Annotated in this window: 11 protein-coding genes; 8 read left to right on the top strand and 3 right to left on the bottom strand. The window is 71.7% G+C overall.

The genetic code is table 11. The features are described from left to right. The first annotated feature begins 137 nt into the window (after positions 1-137). Complete coding sequence (locus tag AB0I71_RS15110; protein ID WP_357584819.1) at positions 138-614, top strand: Rieske (2Fe-2S) protein; 477 nt, start codon at positions 138-140, stop codon at positions 612-614. Positions 615-717: 103 nt separating this feature from the next. Here the strand turns inward: AB0I71_RS15110 and AB0I71_RS15105 are convergent, their stop codons facing one another. Further along, entirely contained in the window at positions 718-3,966 is a 3,249-nt protein-coding gene (locus AB0I71_RS15105) for a penicillin acylase family protein (protein WP_357584817.1), read from the bottom strand. A gap of 192 nt (positions 3,967-4,158) precedes the next feature. On the opposite strand from AB0I71_RS15105, the gene uvrC reads away from it, so the two are divergent. Beyond that, positions 4,159-6,237 carry an excinuclease ABC subunit UvrC gene (uvrC, locus tag AB0I71_RS15100; RefSeq protein ID WP_357584815.1) on the top strand — a complete coding sequence of 693 codons (2,079 nt, stop codon included), beginning with the start codon at positions 4,159-4,161 and terminating at the stop codon, positions 6,235-6,237. 199 nt (positions 6,238-6,436) lie between these two features. Here the strand turns inward: uvrC and recQ are convergent, their stop codons facing one another. Together recQ and AB0I71_RS15090 are read right to left on the bottom strand one after the other, a co-directional pair. Continuing rightward, complete coding sequence (gene recQ / locus AB0I71_RS15095) at positions 6,437-8,317, bottom strand: DNA helicase RecQ (RefSeq protein WP_357584813.1); 1,881 nt, start codon at positions 8,315-8,317, stop codon at positions 6,437-6,439. Between the two features lie 107 nt (positions 8,318-8,424). Next, complete coding sequence (locus tag AB0I71_RS15090) at positions 8,425-9,081, bottom strand: hypothetical protein (protein WP_357584811.1); 657 nt, start codon at positions 9,079-9,081, stop codon at positions 8,425-8,427. Positions 9,082-9,348: 267 nt separating this feature from the next. Between AB0I71_RS15090 and rapZ the strand changes: the two genes are divergently transcribed. The 6 genes from rapZ (at position 9,349) to tpiA (ending at position 15,464) form a co-directional block, all read left to right on the top strand. Next, on the top strand, positions 9,349-10,197 hold the full coding sequence (gene rapZ / locus AB0I71_RS15085; protein ID WP_099851059.1) for an RNase adapter RapZ: 849 nt from the start codon (positions 9,349-9,351) through the stop codon (positions 10,195-10,197). Then, positions 10,194-11,165, top strand: coding sequence for a uridine diphosphate-N-acetylglucosamine-binding protein YvcK (gene yvcK / locus AB0I71_RS15080; protein ID WP_357584809.1), 972 nt, complete (start codon positions 10,194-10,196; stop codon positions 11,163-11,165). The genes rapZ and yvcK overlap by 4 nt, the downstream gene beginning before the upstream one ends. A gap of 54 nt (positions 11,166-11,219) precedes the next feature. Then, a complete protein-coding gene (gene whiA / locus AB0I71_RS15075; RefSeq protein WP_093401454.1) occupies positions 11,220-12,200 on the top strand; it encodes a DNA-binding protein WhiA in 981 nt (326 codons plus the stop codon). A 248-nt stretch (positions 12,201-12,448) separates the two neighbouring features. Continuing rightward, positions 12,449-13,453: a type I glyceraldehyde-3-phosphate dehydrogenase gene (gene gap / locus AB0I71_RS15070; protein WP_281563824.1), complete on the top strand. Its 1,005-nt coding sequence runs from the start codon at positions 12,449-12,451 to the stop codon at positions 13,451-13,453. After that, complete coding sequence (locus AB0I71_RS15065; protein WP_357584805.1) at positions 13,450-14,673, top strand: phosphoglycerate kinase; 1,224 nt, start codon at positions 13,450-13,452, stop codon at positions 14,671-14,673. The genes gap and AB0I71_RS15065 overlap by 4 nt, the downstream gene beginning before the upstream one ends. Continuing rightward, positions 14,673-15,464: a triose-phosphate isomerase gene (gene tpiA / locus AB0I71_RS15060; RefSeq protein WP_357584803.1), complete on the top strand. Its 792-nt coding sequence runs from the start codon at positions 14,673-14,675 to the stop codon at positions 15,462-15,464. The genes AB0I71_RS15065 and tpiA overlap by 1 nt, the downstream gene beginning before the upstream one ends. Positions 15,465-15,516 lie beyond the last annotated feature (52 nt).

Raw genomic sequence — 15,516 nt, 5'->3', positions numbered from 1 at the left:
ACCCGACGGCGCGCTCGGGTGGCCGATCGGCTGAACCGCCAGGCAGAGTGGTGCGTGTAGTGGAGAGTAGCCACAGATCATGCACCGGGGTGACCGACGGAGGGGCGAGGCATGAGCGAGCGCGACGGAGGGCTGGCATGAGCGAGGATCACGGGCCGGCCGGGCCTGGAGTGCGTACCCGCCGGGCCATGCTCACGGGCGCGGGGGCGGTCGGCGCGGCTGTGGTGTTGGCCGCCTGCGGCGGTGAGGGCGACGACGGCGCGGCGCCGAGCCCCGGGCCGCAGGTCACCGACACCGGTGACGCTGGTGGCGGGGACCGTGAGGGGGCACAGTCACTGGCCCGGACGACCGACATTCCGGTCGGCGGGGGCGCGGTCTTCGCCGCCCAGGGCGTGGTGATCACCCAGCCCACCGCGGGTGAGTTCAAGGGTTTCGACCCGGTCTGCACCCACCAGGGCTGCCCGGTGTCGAACGTCGACGGCGGCACCATCAACTGCACCTGCCACGGCAGCAAGTTCTCCATCGAGGACGGCTCCGTCAAGGCCGGCCCGGCCACCACGCCGCTGCCGGCCAAGGACATCAAGGTCGACGGCGACCAGATCGCGCTGGCCTGAGTCGACCTGGCGCGCCCAGAGGATCGCCGGGCTGCGGCCTGTTGCCGGTCGCTTGCAGGCGGTCGCGGCCGGGACGACACCGTCCCGGCCGCGACCGTCGGCCTCACTGGGCGTAGACCGACATCTCCCACAGCGAGAAGCCGTAGGAGGTGGCCCGGGTCAGCCCGTACATCCGCACGTACCGGGTCTGCTGCGGAGCGAAGGTGACCACGTCGGTACCGCCGTCCCCGGCGGTGGTCGACCAGACCTGCCGCCAGGCGGCCCCGTCGGCGGAGACCTCCACCCGGTACGACCGGGCGTGGGCCGCCTCCCAGGCCAGGACCACCCGACCGACCTGGCGTACGGATCCGAGGTCCACCCGCAGCCACTGGTTGTCCGACCAGGAACTGGCCCAGCGGGTGCTCAGGTCGCCGTCGACGGCGCGGCCGGCACCGTTGAACAGCTGACTGCTGGAGGCGGTGACCGGGCGGCCGGTCGCCAGGTTCGTCAGGTCGTCGCCACGTCGGGCGGGGAACGAGACCACCTGCTGGTAGGTGGGACGGTTCTGCCAGGCGATGGTGGCGTGCTTGATGCCGCCCAGCGGCGACTGGATGATGGCGTCGGCGCACCACTGGTTGCCGGCGGCGCATGTCGAGTCACCCGGATAGGTCTGCGTGGCCGGGGTGGCCGCCGCCGTCCGCAGCGTGTCGAGCAGGATCTGCCGGCAGGCGCCCAGGTTTCCGCTGCCGCAGAAGGTACGCCCCGGCCCGCCGGCGACCGGGTCACCCAGGACGGCCCGCAGGTCCTTGTCGACCCAACCCCACCACCCGTACTGGAACGCCGAGCCCTTGTGCGTCTGGGCGCTGTTGGCTGACGACGGGAGGTTCGACACGTCGCCCTGCTGGTGGCCGGAGGGCGACTCGTTGACCTGGAGGGTGTTGACCAGGGACTGGTACAGCTCCGTGCCGAGCGGCTCCCGGAACATGCCGCGCACCAGCAGCGGCCACCAGGCGTCGAGGGTCCGGATCGCCTCGGCGTGCTGGTAGACCTTGCTGCCCTTGGCTGTCTCCACCCGCAGCGCGCCGGCCTGCCGCCACGCCTTCAGTCGGGCGATCTCGGCGGCCAGGGCGGTGTCGGTGACCGGCTGGCTCTCCAGCACCCGGATCAGCTCACCGAGCACTTCGGCGCCGCGCAGATCGGTGAGCCCGGCCCGCTGCACCAGCTCGGTCAACGTGGCCCGGTCGAATTTCCGACCCGCCGCGACGGCCGCCTTCACCGGCTTGTCCAGCAGGTCGCCGCGGTGCACGGCGCCGAAGCTGAAGTTGCCGTCGGCGCCACCGAAGTCCTTGGCCTGTTTGTTGTTCCAACTGACGTAGTAGTCCTGGTTGACCGACTGCGGGTGGGCCGACGCCGGCGCGTACCGGGCGGTGCCGGTGTCCGGGTTGAAGTCCTGCCACTCGTACGCCCGATCGGCCTTCATCGGCAGGCTCGGGTTGGCGCCGGCGGCCCGCACCGGGTTGAGCCCGGAGTTGAAGTACGCCGACTCGGTGGAGTTGACGTAGAACCAGTTGAACGCGTACTCGACGTTGTTCGCCGAGTTGAGGAAGGCCGTGGCGGAGCCCATCTGGGTCGGGTCGTTGTACATCTGGAAGCCGATCGCGGAGTCGGCCTCCCGACCGTAGGTGGAGCGCAGTTGGGTGAAGGCGTGCGGCACCCCGCCGACGGTGCCCCGCCACGCCACCAGGCCGAGCTTCGTACGCCAGGCGACCAGCTTGTACGACCCCGCCGCGGTGCTGTCGGCGACGGTCGGGCTCCACCTGTTGACGTGGGACAGCTCGTCCATCGCCAGGCACTGGCCACGGAACAGGTAGTGGTTGCTGCCCAGCGTCGGCGTGCCACCGCCGGGTACGCAGAGCGGCACCGCGTACGTGTCGGTGATGTCGTGCACGGAGGAGGTGGCGCTCCAGGCGTAGTCCTGGCCCCGGCCGAGCAGGACGTACAGGTTGAGTCCGGCGAAGGCGGCGCCCCGGGCGCTGATGCCCGGTCCCTGCAACTCCTGGACCATCAGCAGTTGGGGGGAGAAGTAGCCGGTCTGCGGCCCGAAGACCGCCACCGGGTGCCCGCTGGCGGAGTGTTCGGCGGAGATCACCGCCGCGTTGGACATGCCCCGGTGTGCCGGGTCGATGGTCAGCCCGGACAGCGCGGCGGCCAGCTCGGAGCTGCGGTTCGAGGTGGTGGCGGCGGTGGCGGAGCCGGTCGGGTCGGTGAAGACGGGCTCGACCCGGGCCGAGCCGGCGTCCGGCAGCACCACACTGGGTGCGTCGGGGGAGGCGGCGCCGTACGGGAAGCTCTGCCCGTCGTGCAGCGTCAGTACGGTCTCCGGGTCGTTCTGCCCCCGGAAGCCGTTCCACACCCGGTCACCCTCCACCGGGCCGAACTTGGCCCGGGCGGCGATGCGGACCAGCGCGGACTGCATCTCGGTGCCGCCCCCACCGCCGAACAGGCCGCCGACGACACCGGCGATGGCGACCAGGTCGGTCATGACGAACGGCTCGGGCCCGCCGGCGTTGGTGATCGCGTCGAGGTGCCCGGTGAGCACGTACTCCCCGGGGCAGTTGCGGTTGGCCATGCAGGTCCGGATGTAGGCGTTGACCCCGGCGATGTACTCCTGCACGTCGGTGTAGAGCTGCTCACCGCGGTCACCCTTGCGCCGCAGCGCGGCGACCTGCGCCGCCAGATCGGCTTCGGTGTACGGGGAGGTGCGCCAGACGCTCTGCTCCAGCGCCCGGTTGCCCGGGGCCCCGCCCGCGAACGGGGTCAGGGTGCCCCGGCCGACGTGGCGCAGCAGGTCCATGGTGAACAGCCGGTCCTCGGCTCCGGCGTAACCGGCGCCGAACATGGTGCCGGCGCGGGTGGTGCCGGTGACGTGCGGTACGCCGGTGGCCCGGTCGCGCAGGATGCGTACGTCCGAGCGGGGTGAGTAGTCGCGTTCCACCTGGTTGGGCGCGACGCCGAAGGAGGCGTCGTTGAAGAAGGTGCCGATCTGGTCCTCGCGCAGCCCGGCGTAGCCGTAGACGAGGTCGGCGTACTTGTCGAGCTGGTCGGCGGAGTGCCGGGGCAGGGTGCCGAGGGCCTGGTTGCCCAGGATCTCGACAAGGGTGGCGTTGCCGTTCTGGCCGGGCGGCAGGATCTCCGAGCATTCCCCGAGGCAGTAGTCGTCGGCGGCGAAGGCGCTGGCGACGTCGGCTGCGAGGGTGCTCGCTGTGCTGTCGGTGGCGGTGGCGGTGGTCGGGACGGCGACGAGGAGGGCGGCGACTGCCGCGGCGGTCGTGGCACCGGCGAGCAGCCGGCGGGTGGTGGTGTGACCGGTCATGGCGATCCTCTGTGGACGGGGGCCATCGGGCAGGATCATTACATGAAGAACATTCGGTTACTGGATGGTAGGCCGACCCGCTCGATATTGGAAGGAGTCGATCAGGACGTCGGGTAGCTCGGCCCCGACGAGGGCGAGAACGGGCGTCCGGGGATGATCCGGGCTGTCGGAGGCGGCGACTAGTCTCGGAGTGTGGCTGATCCGTCGACCTACCGTCCTGCGCCGGGCACGATTCCCGAGGCGCCGGGGGTGTACCGCTTCTACGACGGCACCGGCCGAGTGATCTACGTGGGCAAGGCGAAGAACCTGCGTAGTCGGCTCAACTCCTACTTCGCCGACCTGTGGGGGCTGCACCAGCGCACCCAGCAGATGGTCACCACGGCGGAGTCGGTCGACTGGGTCACCGTGGGCACCGAGGTCGAGGCGCTCCAGCTCGAATACCTCTGGATCAAGCAGTACGACCCGAGATTCAACGTCCGGTACCGCGACGACAAGTCCTACCCGTACCTGGCGGTGACCCTCGACGAGGAATATCCCCGGCTCCAGGTGATGCGCGGGTCCAAGCGCAAGGGGGTGCGCTACTTCGGTCCGTACTCACACGCCTGGGCGATCCGCGAGACGCTCGATCTGCTGCTGCGGGTCTTCCCGGCCCGCACCTGCTCCGCCGGGGTGTTCAAGCGGGCCGGCCAGGTCGGCCGCCCCTGCCTGCTGGGATACATCGGCAAGTGCTCGGCCCCCTGCGTCGGCAGCGTCTCCGCCGAGCGGCACCGCGAGATCGTCGACGACTTCTGCGACTTCATGGCCGGGCGCACCGACACCATGGTCCGCAAACTCGAACGCGAGATGGCCGAGGCCAGCGAGCAGTTGGAGTTCGAGCGGGCGGCCCGGCTGCGCGACGACGTCGCCGCGCTGCGCCGGGCGATGGAGAAGCAGACCGTGGTGCTCGGTGACGGCACCGACGCCGACGTGGTGGCCTTCGCCGACGACCCGCTCGAAGCCGCCGTGCAGGTCTTCCACGTCCGGGGCGGGCGGGTACGCGGCCAGCGGGGCTGGGTGGTGGAGAAGACCGAGGAGCTGACCACCGGTGACCTGGTGCACCACTTCTGCACCCAGGTCTACGGCGGCGAACACGGCGAGGCCGACGTGCCGCGTGAGCTGCTGGTGCCCGAGTTGCCCGCCGACGCCGACGCGCTTGCCGACTGGCTCTCCACCCACCGGGGCGGCCGGGTGACGCTGCGGGTGCCGCAGCGCGGCGACAAGCGGTCCCTGATGGAGACGGTGGAACGCAACGCGAAGGACGCCCTGGCCCGGCACAAGCTCAAGCGGGCCGGTGACCTCACCACCCGCAGCAAGGCCCTCGACGAGATCACCGAGGCGCTCGGTCTGCGGACGGCACCGCTGCGCATCGAGTGTTTCGACATCTCGCAGATCCAGGGCACCGACGTGGTGGCGAGCATGGTCGTCTTCGAGGACGGGCTGCCCCGCAAGAGCGAGTACCGCCGGTTCATCATCCGGGGTGCCACCGACGACCTCTCGGCGATGTCCGAGGTGCTGCGCCGCCGCTTCGCCCGCTACCTCGACGCCCGCGCCGAGACCGGTGAGGCCGGTGTCGAATCCGCCGACGACCTCGCCGTCGCCCCGGCCGCCGACCTCGCCGCCGTTGACGTTGCCGCCGGTGAGTCGTCTGCGGTCGCCGCCGACCTCGGCGGCGCGCCGGTCGACGTCAACGGTGGTGACGCAAGCGTCGTCGAGGGCAGCGACGAGCCGCGGATCGGGGCGCTTGTCGACCCGACCACGGGCCGGCCGCGCAGGTTCGCGTACCCACCGCAGCTGGTGGTGGTCGACGGCGGGGCGCCGCAGGTCGCCGCCGCCGCGCAGGCCCTCGCCGAGCTGGGCATCGACGACGTGGCGCTGTGCGGGCTGGCCAAGCGGCTGGAGGAGGTCTGGCTGCCCGACGACGACTTCCCGGTCATCCTGCCGCGCGCTTCCGAGGGGCTCTACCTGCTGCAACGGGTACGCGACGAGGCACACCGCTTCGCCATCACCTTCCACCGGCAGCGCCGCTCCAAGCGGATGACCACCTCGGCGTTGGACAACGTCCCCGGCCTGGGCGAGGTACGTCGCAAGGCACTGCTACGTCACTTCGGCTCGTTGAAACGCCTGGCGGCCGCCACCGTGGAGGAGATCACCGAGGTGCCCGGCGTCGGTCGGCGCACCGCCGAGGCGATCCTGGCCGCACTCGGTGCGGGCGGCGACCAGCAGCAGTCGTGAATCCGAACTGGCCGCTGCTGGCTGGTCTGGGTTGTCGCTCCTGTCGAGCTGATGGCACGAACGGATCGCCGGCGGCGATAGCGTGGACGGTTCAGCTCGACCGCATCCCACCCTGCACCCGTGACCTGCGAAAGCGTCGCCTCAACCGGTGATCGTGGCGCGCGTCGCGGCGACGACCGGCCGGCGCATCGAGCGGAACTCAGGCGGCCTCGGTGAGCACCCCGAGGAGCTGTTCGCCGTACTTGGCCAGCTTGTTCTCGCCGACGCCACTGATCCGGGACAGCTCGGCCAGCGAGGACGGCGCGTCGGCCGCGATCTGCCGCAGCGTGGCGTCGTGGAAGATGACGTACGCGGGTACGCCCTGCTCCTTCGCGGTGGCCGCCCGCCAGGCCCGCAGCCGCTCGAACGTGCCGGCCGCTTCCGCCGGCAGCTCGGCGACCACGGTGGCCGCGCCACGGGGCTTGGCCACCCGCGCCGGCCGCGCCACCTCCCGGCGCAGCATCACGGTGCGCCGCCGGCCGAGCACCTCGGCGCTGGCGTCGGTGAGTGCCAGCGTGCCGTAGTCGCCCTCCACGGCCAGCAGTCCTTCGGCGAGCAGCTGCCGGACCACGCCGCGCCACTCCGCCTCGCTCAGATCGCCGCCGATACCGAACACGGTGAGCGAGTCGTGCCCGTGTTGGGTGATCTTGTCGGTGGTGCGACCCAGCAGGATGTCGATGCAGTGCCCGGCGCCGAATCGCTGGTTGCGCTCACGGTCCAGCCGGAAGACGGTGGAGAGCAGCTTCTGCGCGGGCACCGTGCCGTCCCAGGACTCGGGCGGCTCCAGGCAGGTGTCGCAGTTGCCGCAGCCGCCGGTGGCCGGTTCGCCGAAGTACTCCAGCACTTGCGCCCGGCGGCAGCGGACCGTCTCGCAGAGCGCCAGCATCGCGTCGAGGTGGGCGGCGAGGTTGCGCCGGTGCGCCAGGTCGCCCTCGGAGGTGTCGATCATCTTTCGCTGCTGGACGACGTCCTGAAGCCCGTACGCCAGCCAGGCGGTCGACGGCAACCCGTCGCGGCCGGCGCGACCGGTCTCCTGGTAGTAGCCCTCGACCGACTTCGGCAGGTCGAGATGGGCGACGAACCGAACATCGGGCTTGTCGATGCCCATCCCGAAGGCGATCGTCGCCACCATCACCACGCCGTCGGCCCGCAGGAAGCGCTGCTGGTTGGCGGCGCGGGTGCCCGCGTCCAGACCGGCGTGGTAGGGCAGCGCGTCGATGCCGTTGGCGACCAGGAAGTCGGCGGTCTTCTCCACCGAGGCCCGCGACAGGCAGTAGACGATGCCGGAATCGCCGGGGTGCTCGTCGCGCAGCAGGGCGAGCAGCTGCTTGCGTGGCTCCCGCTTCGGCACGATCCGGTACTGGATGTTGGGTCGGTCGAAGCTGGCCACGAAGTGCCGCGCCTCGGTGAGGCTGAGGCGGGTGGCGATCTCGGTCCGGGTGGCGCTTGTCGCGGTGGCGGTCAGCGCGATGCGGGGTACGCCCGGCCAGCGTTCGTGCAGCATCGACAGGTTCAGGTAGTCCGGCCGGAAGTCGTGGCCCCACTGCGACACGCAGTGCGCCTCGTCGATGGCGAACAGGCTGATCCGCCCCCGGTCCAGCAGGCTCAGCGTGGCCCGGCTGGCCAGCGCCTCCGGCGCGAGGTAGAGCAGGTCGATCTCGCCGGCCACGAACTCCGCCTCGACCAGCCGGCGGGTGTCCAGGTCGAGGGTGGAGTTGAGGAACCCGGCCCGCACCCCGACCGCGGTGAGCGCGTCGACCTGGTCCTGCATCAACGCGATCAAGGGCGAGATCACCACGGCGACGCCGTCCCGGACCAGCGCGGGAATCTGGTAGCACAACGACTTGCCGCCACCGGTGGGCATCAGCACCAGCGCGTCGCCGCCGGCCACCACGTGGTCGATGACCTCCCGCTGAAAGCCCCGGAACGAGTCGTACCCGAAGACCCGCCGCAGCACCTCCAGCGTCGCTGTCACCTTCTCGGCGGTGGGCGCGTCGGAGGCGGCCAGGTCGGTGACGCTCACGTCGGCGGGGGAGACCATCCGGGAATTCTACGAGCGGCTGATCCCGGCGCTCGATCCGTGGCAGTTCCGGTGCTGTCGGGTCGGCGTGTCGACCACCTGCGCTGCCACAGTTCGTAGCGTGGGTGTCAGCGGGTGGGTGGGGGGACGGGGACCCGTTTGGCCCAGCGGACGTCGCCGTCGGGGCCGACGTGGCAGAAGGCCACGACCAGGCGTGCGGGGTCGGTCAACGGCAGGTCACCGGGCGCCAGCCGGAACACGGCGATCAGGCTGCCGTCGGCGGTCGCGCGGGTGCCCACCGCGCCGACGTTGCCCGGCGTGGTGATGGTGCCCTCGGGCTCTTCGCGGGTGGCGGTGTCGGCGAGCCAGGCGTACCGCTCGGCCAGCACGTCGTACGCTCCGGCCCAGTTGGAACCGGTGCCGCCGTCGGCGTCCCAGCCGGCGTAGGGCTGCACCACCCGGGCGGGTTCCACCCGGCCGTCGAGCAGGATGACCTGGTAGTAGCCCTTCCGGGGCGGCCCGGACCAGCGCAGCCGCAACACCACCGACTGCCTGTCGGGGTCACCTACCACGTTGTCCACCGGCTCGGGCCGACCGAACGCGACGACCGCGTCCGCCACCCCGTCCGGCTCCGGCAGCACGGCCTCGACGGTCACCGCCACCTGGTCACCGCCGCGAGCCCACTCGCGTTCGCGGTCGACGTAGCGGTCCACCGTGGCCAGCACCGCGACCGTGACCGACACCAGGGCAACCACCCAGCGCAGCCGCGCCCCGTGCCTGCCCATGGCCGGAGGATAGCCGCGCCGCGCGTCGCGTGCCGTCAGTCAGCCGACACGACCGGTGCGCGCTTCCGGTGGCCCTGCGGCGCGGCGGCGGTGCGTCCCGCGGAGCTTGACACCGGCGAGCTAGAGTCGCTGCTTGACCATGCCCGGCCGGATCGGCCGGGGCCAGCGCGGTTGGAGGTTTGACGGGTGGGCGAGGCGCACACGACGGGTCACCGTGCGGGCGTACCCGGTGAGCAGACCGGGCCGACCGCCGAGACGGACACCACACTGGTCGTGGTCACCGGCCTGTCCGGTGGTGGCCGCAGCACCGTGGCCCGGGCGCTGGAGAACGTCGGCTTCTACGTCGTCGACAACCTGCCGCAGGCGCTGCTGCTGGACATGGCCGAGCTGGCGGTCAAGGCGGGTGGGGCGGCCCGGCGTACCGCGATGGTGCTGGACGTGCGCTCCCGGGCCTTCTCCACCGATCTGGCCGAGGCGATCCGGGAGCTGAAGGAGCGGGGCTACGCGCCCCGGGTGGTCTTCGTCGACGCCGACGACGAGGTGCTGATCCGTCGGTTCGAGAGCGTGCGGCGCTCGCACCCGTTGCAGGGCGACGGCCGGCTCGCCGACGGCATCGCCGTCGAGCGGGGTCTGCTGGAGGAGGCCCGCGACCAGGCCGACGTGATCATCGACACCAGTCACCTCAACGTGAACCAGCTGCGCCGCCGGGTCGAGGAGCTGTTCGGTGGGGAGGACGCCCGCCGGTTGCGGCTGACGGTGATCTCCTTCGGCTTCAAGTACGGCCTGCCGCCGGACGCCGACTTCGTGATGGACGCCAGGTTCCTGCCCAACCCGTACTGGGTGCCCGAACTGCGGGAGCACACCGGGCGCGAGGAGGCGGTCAGCGCGTACGTGCTGGGCCAGGAGGGCGCCGACGCCTTCGTCGACGCGTACGCGGATCTGGTGAACGCCACAACGGCCGGCTTCGAGCGGGAGGGTAAGCGGTACCTGACCGTGGCGGTCGGTTGCACCGGTGGCAAGCACCGCAGCGTGGCCATCGCCGAGGAACTGGCGGCCCGGCTGCGCCGCTCCGGGCTGGCCGCCAACGCCCAGCACCGCGACCTGGGGCGGGAATGACGATCCGGGTGGTGGCGTTCGGCGGCGGGCACGGCCTGTCCGCCTCGCTGCGCGCGCTGCGCCGCTGCGCTCCCGAACTGGACCTGGACATCACGGCGGTGGTGACCGTCGGCGACGACGGCGGTTCCAGCGGCCGGCTGCGCGCCGAGCGGGGCGGGTTGCCCCCCGGCGACCTGCGGCAGGCACTTGTGGCGTTGGCCGGCGACCATCCCGCCACCCGACGCAGCGCGGGGCTGTTCCAGCACCGGTTCGCCGAGGTCGCCGCCGCTGGCCGGGGAGACGGGCTGGCCGGGCACGCGGTGGGCAATCTGCTGCTCTGCGGCCTGATGGAGCTGCTCGGTGATCCGGTGGCGGCGCTGGAGCACGCCGGGGCGATGCTCGGCGCGGTCGGCCGGGTACTACCGATGTCGCGTCAACCGGTCGACATCGAGGCCCGGGTACGCGGCGCCGACCCGGGCCGCCCCGACGAGGTGTGCACCGTACGCGGACAGCATCAGGTCGCGGTCACCACGGGACGGGTGGAGTCGCTGCGGCTCACCCCGCAGGCGCCGGCGGCGTGCGCGGAGGCGGTCGCCGCGATCGGCACCGCCGACTGGCTGATCTTCGGACCGGGCAGCTGGTACACGAGCGTGCTGCCGCACCTGCTGGTGCCGCAGCTGGCCGCGGCGATCCTGGCCAGCCCGGCTCGGCGACTGGTCACCCTCAACCTCGCCGCCGAGAAGGAGACGCTCGGGCTCTCCGTCGCCGACCACCTGGCGGCGCTGCGCTGGTACCTGCCGGAGCTGACCGTCGACTTCGTGCTCGCCGACGCCAAGGCGGTCGGTGACCCCGAACCGGTCCACGGTGCGGCAGAATCCCTGGGAGCCCGACTGGTCCTCGCCCCCGTCGCGGTCGACGACGGCACTCCCCGTCATGATCCGGCTGCTCTGGGCGCCGCCCTGGTGCCTGTACTGGGCGCCGATCGTTAGACACGTACGTAATCTCCGGCGACACGCCGGAACCGGTCCGTGAGGGGACGCACAATGGCGATGACGGCTGCGGTCAAGGACGAGCTGAGTCGGGTCGACGTGCCCAAGCCCTGCTGCCGGCGGGCGGAGATGGCGGCGCTGCTGCGGTTCGCCGGTGGGCTGCACATCGTCTCCGGGCGGGTGGTGGTGGAGGCCGAACTCGACACCGGCGCGGTGGCCCGGCGGCTGCGGCGCGAGATCGCCGAGGTCTACGGCTATCCGAGCGAGATCCATGTGCTCGCCTCCGGTGGGCTGCGCAAGGGCAGCCACTTCATCGTCCGTGTCGTCAAGGACGGTGAGGCCCTGGCCCGGCAGACCGGGCTGCTCGACGTGCGTGGCCGGCCGGTGCGGGGGCTGCCCCCGCACGTCGTGGCCGCCAGCGTCTGCTGCGCGGTCTCGGCCTGGCGGGGCGCGTTCATGGCACACGGCTCGTTGACCGAGCCGGGGCGATCCAGCGCACTGGAGATCACCTGCCCCGGGCCGGAGTCGGCGTTGGCGCTTGTCGGCGCGGCCCGGCGGCTCGGCATCACCGCCAAGAACCGTGAGGTGCGCGGCGTCGACCGGGTGGTGGTCAAGGACGGCGACGCGATCGCCGCGCTGCTCACCCGCATCGGCGCCCACTCCAGTGTGTTGGCCTGGGAGGAGCGCCGGGTCCGGCGCGAGGTTCGGGCGACGGCCAACCGGCTGGCGAACTTCGACGACGCCAACCTGCGGCGTTCGGCCCGGGCGGCGGTCGCCGCGGCGGCCCGGGTGACCAGGGCGTTGGAGATCCTCGCCGACGACGCCCCGGAGCACCTGACCTCGGCCGGCCGGCTGCGGCTGGAGCACCGGCAGGCCTCCCTGGAGGAGTTGGGCGCGTTGGCCGACCCGCCGCTGACCAAGGACGCCATCGCCGGGCGGATCCGTCGGCTGCTGGCGCTGGCCGACAAGCGGGCCCGGGACCTGGGCATCCCGGATACCGAAGCGGCCGTCACGCCCGACATGCTCGTGGTCTGATAGGACGGTGGGGCGACCACCCGGCGCAGCGTGGCTCGGCGCGCTCGGATATGGTCGCTGCGTACGGCAAGGGGGCCGGCACCGGTGCTCCCCGCCGTATCCACCGCCTCGACGGCGGTCAGGTCCCTCGGACCGCGGCGAGGTGGCCGGGATGAACCGTCAACGGCCGGCTCCAACGGTCGGCGCACACCACTTCGCCGGCCGAGGGTCTCCACGCCGGCGGACCAGAACGCGAGGAGATGGGACCTGTGACCATCCGGGTTGGCATCAACGGCTTCGGCCGGATCGGCCGTAACTTCTTCCGGGCAGTGCTGGCGTCCGGCGCTGACGTCGAGGTCGTGGCCGTCAACGACCTGACCGACAACGCGACGCTCGCCCACCTGCTCAAGTACGACAGCATCCTGGGTCGCCTCCCGCAGGAGGTCAAGGCCACCGCCGACGAGATCACCGTCGGGGGCAAGTCCATCAAGGCGTACGCCGAGAAGGACCCGGCGGCGCTGCCGTGGGGCGACGTCGGCGCGGACGTGGTCATCGAGTCGACCGGCTTCTTCACCGACGCCACCAAGGCCAAGGCGCACATCGACGGCGGGGCCAAGAAGGTCATCATCTCCGCTCCGGCGAAGAACGAGGACGTCACGGTCGTGATGGGCGTCAACGACGGCCAGTACGACCCGGCCAGCCACAACATCATCTCGAACGCCTCCTGCACCACCAACTGCCTGGCGCCGATGGCGAAGGTCCTGCACGACACGTTCGGCATCCAGCAGGGTCTGATGACCACCATCCACGCGTACACCCAGGACCAGAACCTCCAGGACGCGCCGCACAAGGACCTGCGCCGGGCCCGGGCCGCCGCGCTGAACATCGTGCCGACCTCGACCGGTGCCGCGAAGGCCATCGGCCTGGTGCTGCCGGACCTCAAGGGCAAGCTCGACGGGTACGCGCTGCGGGTGCCGATCCCGACCGGCTCCGCCACCGACCTCACCGTCACCGTCGGTCGGGAGACCTCGGTGGACGAGGTCAACGCCGCGCTGAAGGCCGCCGCCGAGGGCCCGCTGCGGGGCATCCTGACCTACAACGAGGACCCGATCGTCTCCGCCGACATCGTCACCGACCCGGCGTCGTGCATCTTCGACGCGCCGCTGACCAAGGTCATCGGCAACCAGGTGAAGGTCGTCGGCTGGTACGACAACGAGTGGGGCTACTCCAACCGCCTGGTCGACCTGGTGAAGCTGGTTGGTTCGTCGCTGTGAGCATCCGTAACCTCGACGACCTGCTCGCCGAGGGGGTCTCGGGTCGGCGCGTGCTGGTGCGCGCCGACCTGAACGTCCCACTCGACAAGCAGACCGGCGACATCACCGACGACGGTCGCATCCGGGCGGTGCTGCCGACCCTGGGTGCGCTGACCGAGGCCGGTGCCAAGGTCGTCGTCTGCTCCCACCTGGGCCGGCCGAAGGGCGCGCCGGACCCGCAGTTCAGCCTCGCCCCGGTCGCCGGCCGGCTCGGTGAGCTGCTCGGCACGGCGGTGCACACCGCCACCGACACGGTCGGTGAGTCCGCCCAGGCGACGGTGGCGGCGCTCGCCGACGGTGAGGTGGCGCTGCTGGAGAATCTCCGCTTCAACAAGGGGGAGACCAGCAAGGACGACGCCGAGCGGGGCGCCTTCGCCGATCAGCTCGCCGCCCTCGGTGACGTGTACGTCGACGACGCGTTCGGCGCGGTGCACCGCAAGCACGCAAGCGTCCACGACGTGCCCGCCCGGCTGCCGCACTTCGCCGGCCGGCTGGTGCTGCGCGAGGTGGAGGTGCTGTCGAAGCTCACCGGCGACCCCGAGCGGCCGTACGTGGTGGTGCTCGGCGGGTCGAAGGTCTCCGACAAGCTCGCGGTGATCGAGGCGCTGCTGCCGAAGGTCGACCGGCTGCTCATCGGTGGTGGCATGTGCTTCACCTTCCTCAAGGCCCAGGGCCACGAGGTCGGCTCCTCCCTGCTGGAGGCGGAGATGGTGGAGACCTGCCGCAACCTGCTGGAGCGCTCCGAGGGCAAGATCATGCTCCCGGTCGACGTGGTGGCCGCGGACGCCTTCGCCCCGGACGCCGCGCACGACGTGGTGCCGGTCGACGGCATCCCCAGCCACCGGGTCGGGCTCGACATCGGGCCGAAGACCGTCGCCGGCTTCGCCGCCGCGCTGAAGGAGTCCGCGTGCGGTGAGGCGACGAACGCGAGGACGATCTTCTGGAACGGCCCGATGGGCGTGTTCGAGATGCCCGCGTTCGCGCACGGCACCCGCGGGGTGGCCGAGGCGATTGCCGGCTCGGACGCGTTCAGCGTGGTCGGTGGCGGTGACTCCGCCGCCGCGGTGCGGGCCCTGGGGCTGGACGAGAAGGCCTTCGGGCACATCTCCACCGGCGGTGGCGCGTCCCTGGAGTACCTGGAGGGCAAGACCCTCCCCGGCATCGCGGCTCTGGAGAACTGATGGCGAGCGCTCCCCGCCGGCCGCTGATGGCCGGCAACTGGAAGATGAACCTCAACCACCTCGAGGCGAACCTGCTGGTGCAGAAGCTGGCGGCCAGCCTCACCGAGAAGCAGTTGACCGAGGTGGAGACGGTGGTGCTGCCGCCGTTCACCGACCTGCGCACGGTGCAGACCGTGGTCGAGGGCGACAAGCTGCTCATCGGCTACGGCGCGCAGGACCTGTCACCGCACGCCTCCGGCGCGTACACCGGGGAGATCTCCGGCGCGATGCTGGCCAAGCTCGGCTGCACGTACGTGGCGGTCGGGCACTCCGAGCGGCGGCAGTACCACCGCGAGGACGACGCGCTGGTGGGTGCCAAGGTGCAGGCGGCGCTGACCCACGGGCTCACCCCGATCCTCTGCGTGGGGGAGGGGCTCGACGTCCGGGAGCAGGGCAGCCACGTGGCGCACTGCACCGACCAGCTCGACGCTGCCCTCAAGGGGCTCAGCCCGGAGCAGATCCAGCGGGTGGTGGTCGCGTACGAGCCGGTCTGGGCGATCGGCACCGGCAAGACGGCCACCCCGGAGGACGCCCAGGAGGTGTGTGGCGCACTGCGGGCCCGGCTGGCCGAGACCGTGGACCAGGCCACCGCCGATGCTGTCCGGATCCTCTACGGCGGCTCGGTCAAGTCGTCGAACGTCGCCTCGATCATGGCGCAGCCGGACGTGGACGGCGCCCTGGTGGGCGGCGCCAGCCTGGACGCCGAGGAGTTCGCGAAGATCTGCCGGTTCCCGGAGCACATCACCGGCTGATCGCTCGCTATCCTTGACTCCGCCCGTCCACCGGTCGGTGCCGCCGTGCCCG

The organism is Micromonospora sp. NPDC049891 (assembly GCF_040660295.1).
GTDB lineage: Bacteria > Actinomycetota > Actinomycetes > Mycobacteriales > Micromonosporaceae > Micromonospora.
Note: the sequence above shows the minus strand (reverse complement) of the source record. Positions and strands in the feature narration are given on the sequence as shown.

What these genes read in the sequence shown, in the direction of transcription:
- AB0I71_RS15110 (WP_357584819.1), top strand. Translation starts at nt 138, where the DNA reads ATGAGCGAGGATCACGGGCCGGCCGGGCCTGGAGTGCGTACCCGCCGG.
- AB0I71_RS15105 (WP_357584817.1), bottom strand. Translation starts at nt 3,966, where the DNA reads ATGACCGGTCACACCACCACCCGCCGGCTGCTCGCCGGTGCCACGACC.
- recQ (WP_357584813.1), bottom strand. Translation starts at nt 8,317, where the DNA reads ATGGTCTCCCCCGCCGACGTGAGCGTCACCGACCTGGCCGCCTCCGAC.
- AB0I71_RS15090 (WP_357584811.1), bottom strand. Translation starts at nt 9,081, where the DNA reads ATGGGCAGGCACGGGGCGCGGCTGCGCTGGGTGGTTGCCCTGGTGTCG.
- yvcK (WP_357584809.1), top strand. Translation starts at nt 10,194, where the DNA reads ATGACGATCCGGGTGGTGGCGTTCGGCGGCGGGCACGGCCTGTCCGCC.
- whiA (WP_093401454.1), top strand. Translation starts at nt 11,220, where the DNA reads ATGGCGATGACGGCTGCGGTCAAGGACGAGCTGAGTCGGGTCGACGTG.
- tpiA (WP_357584803.1), top strand. Translation starts at nt 14,673, where the DNA reads ATGGCGAGCGCTCCCCGCCGGCCGCTGATGGCCGGCAACTGGAAGATG.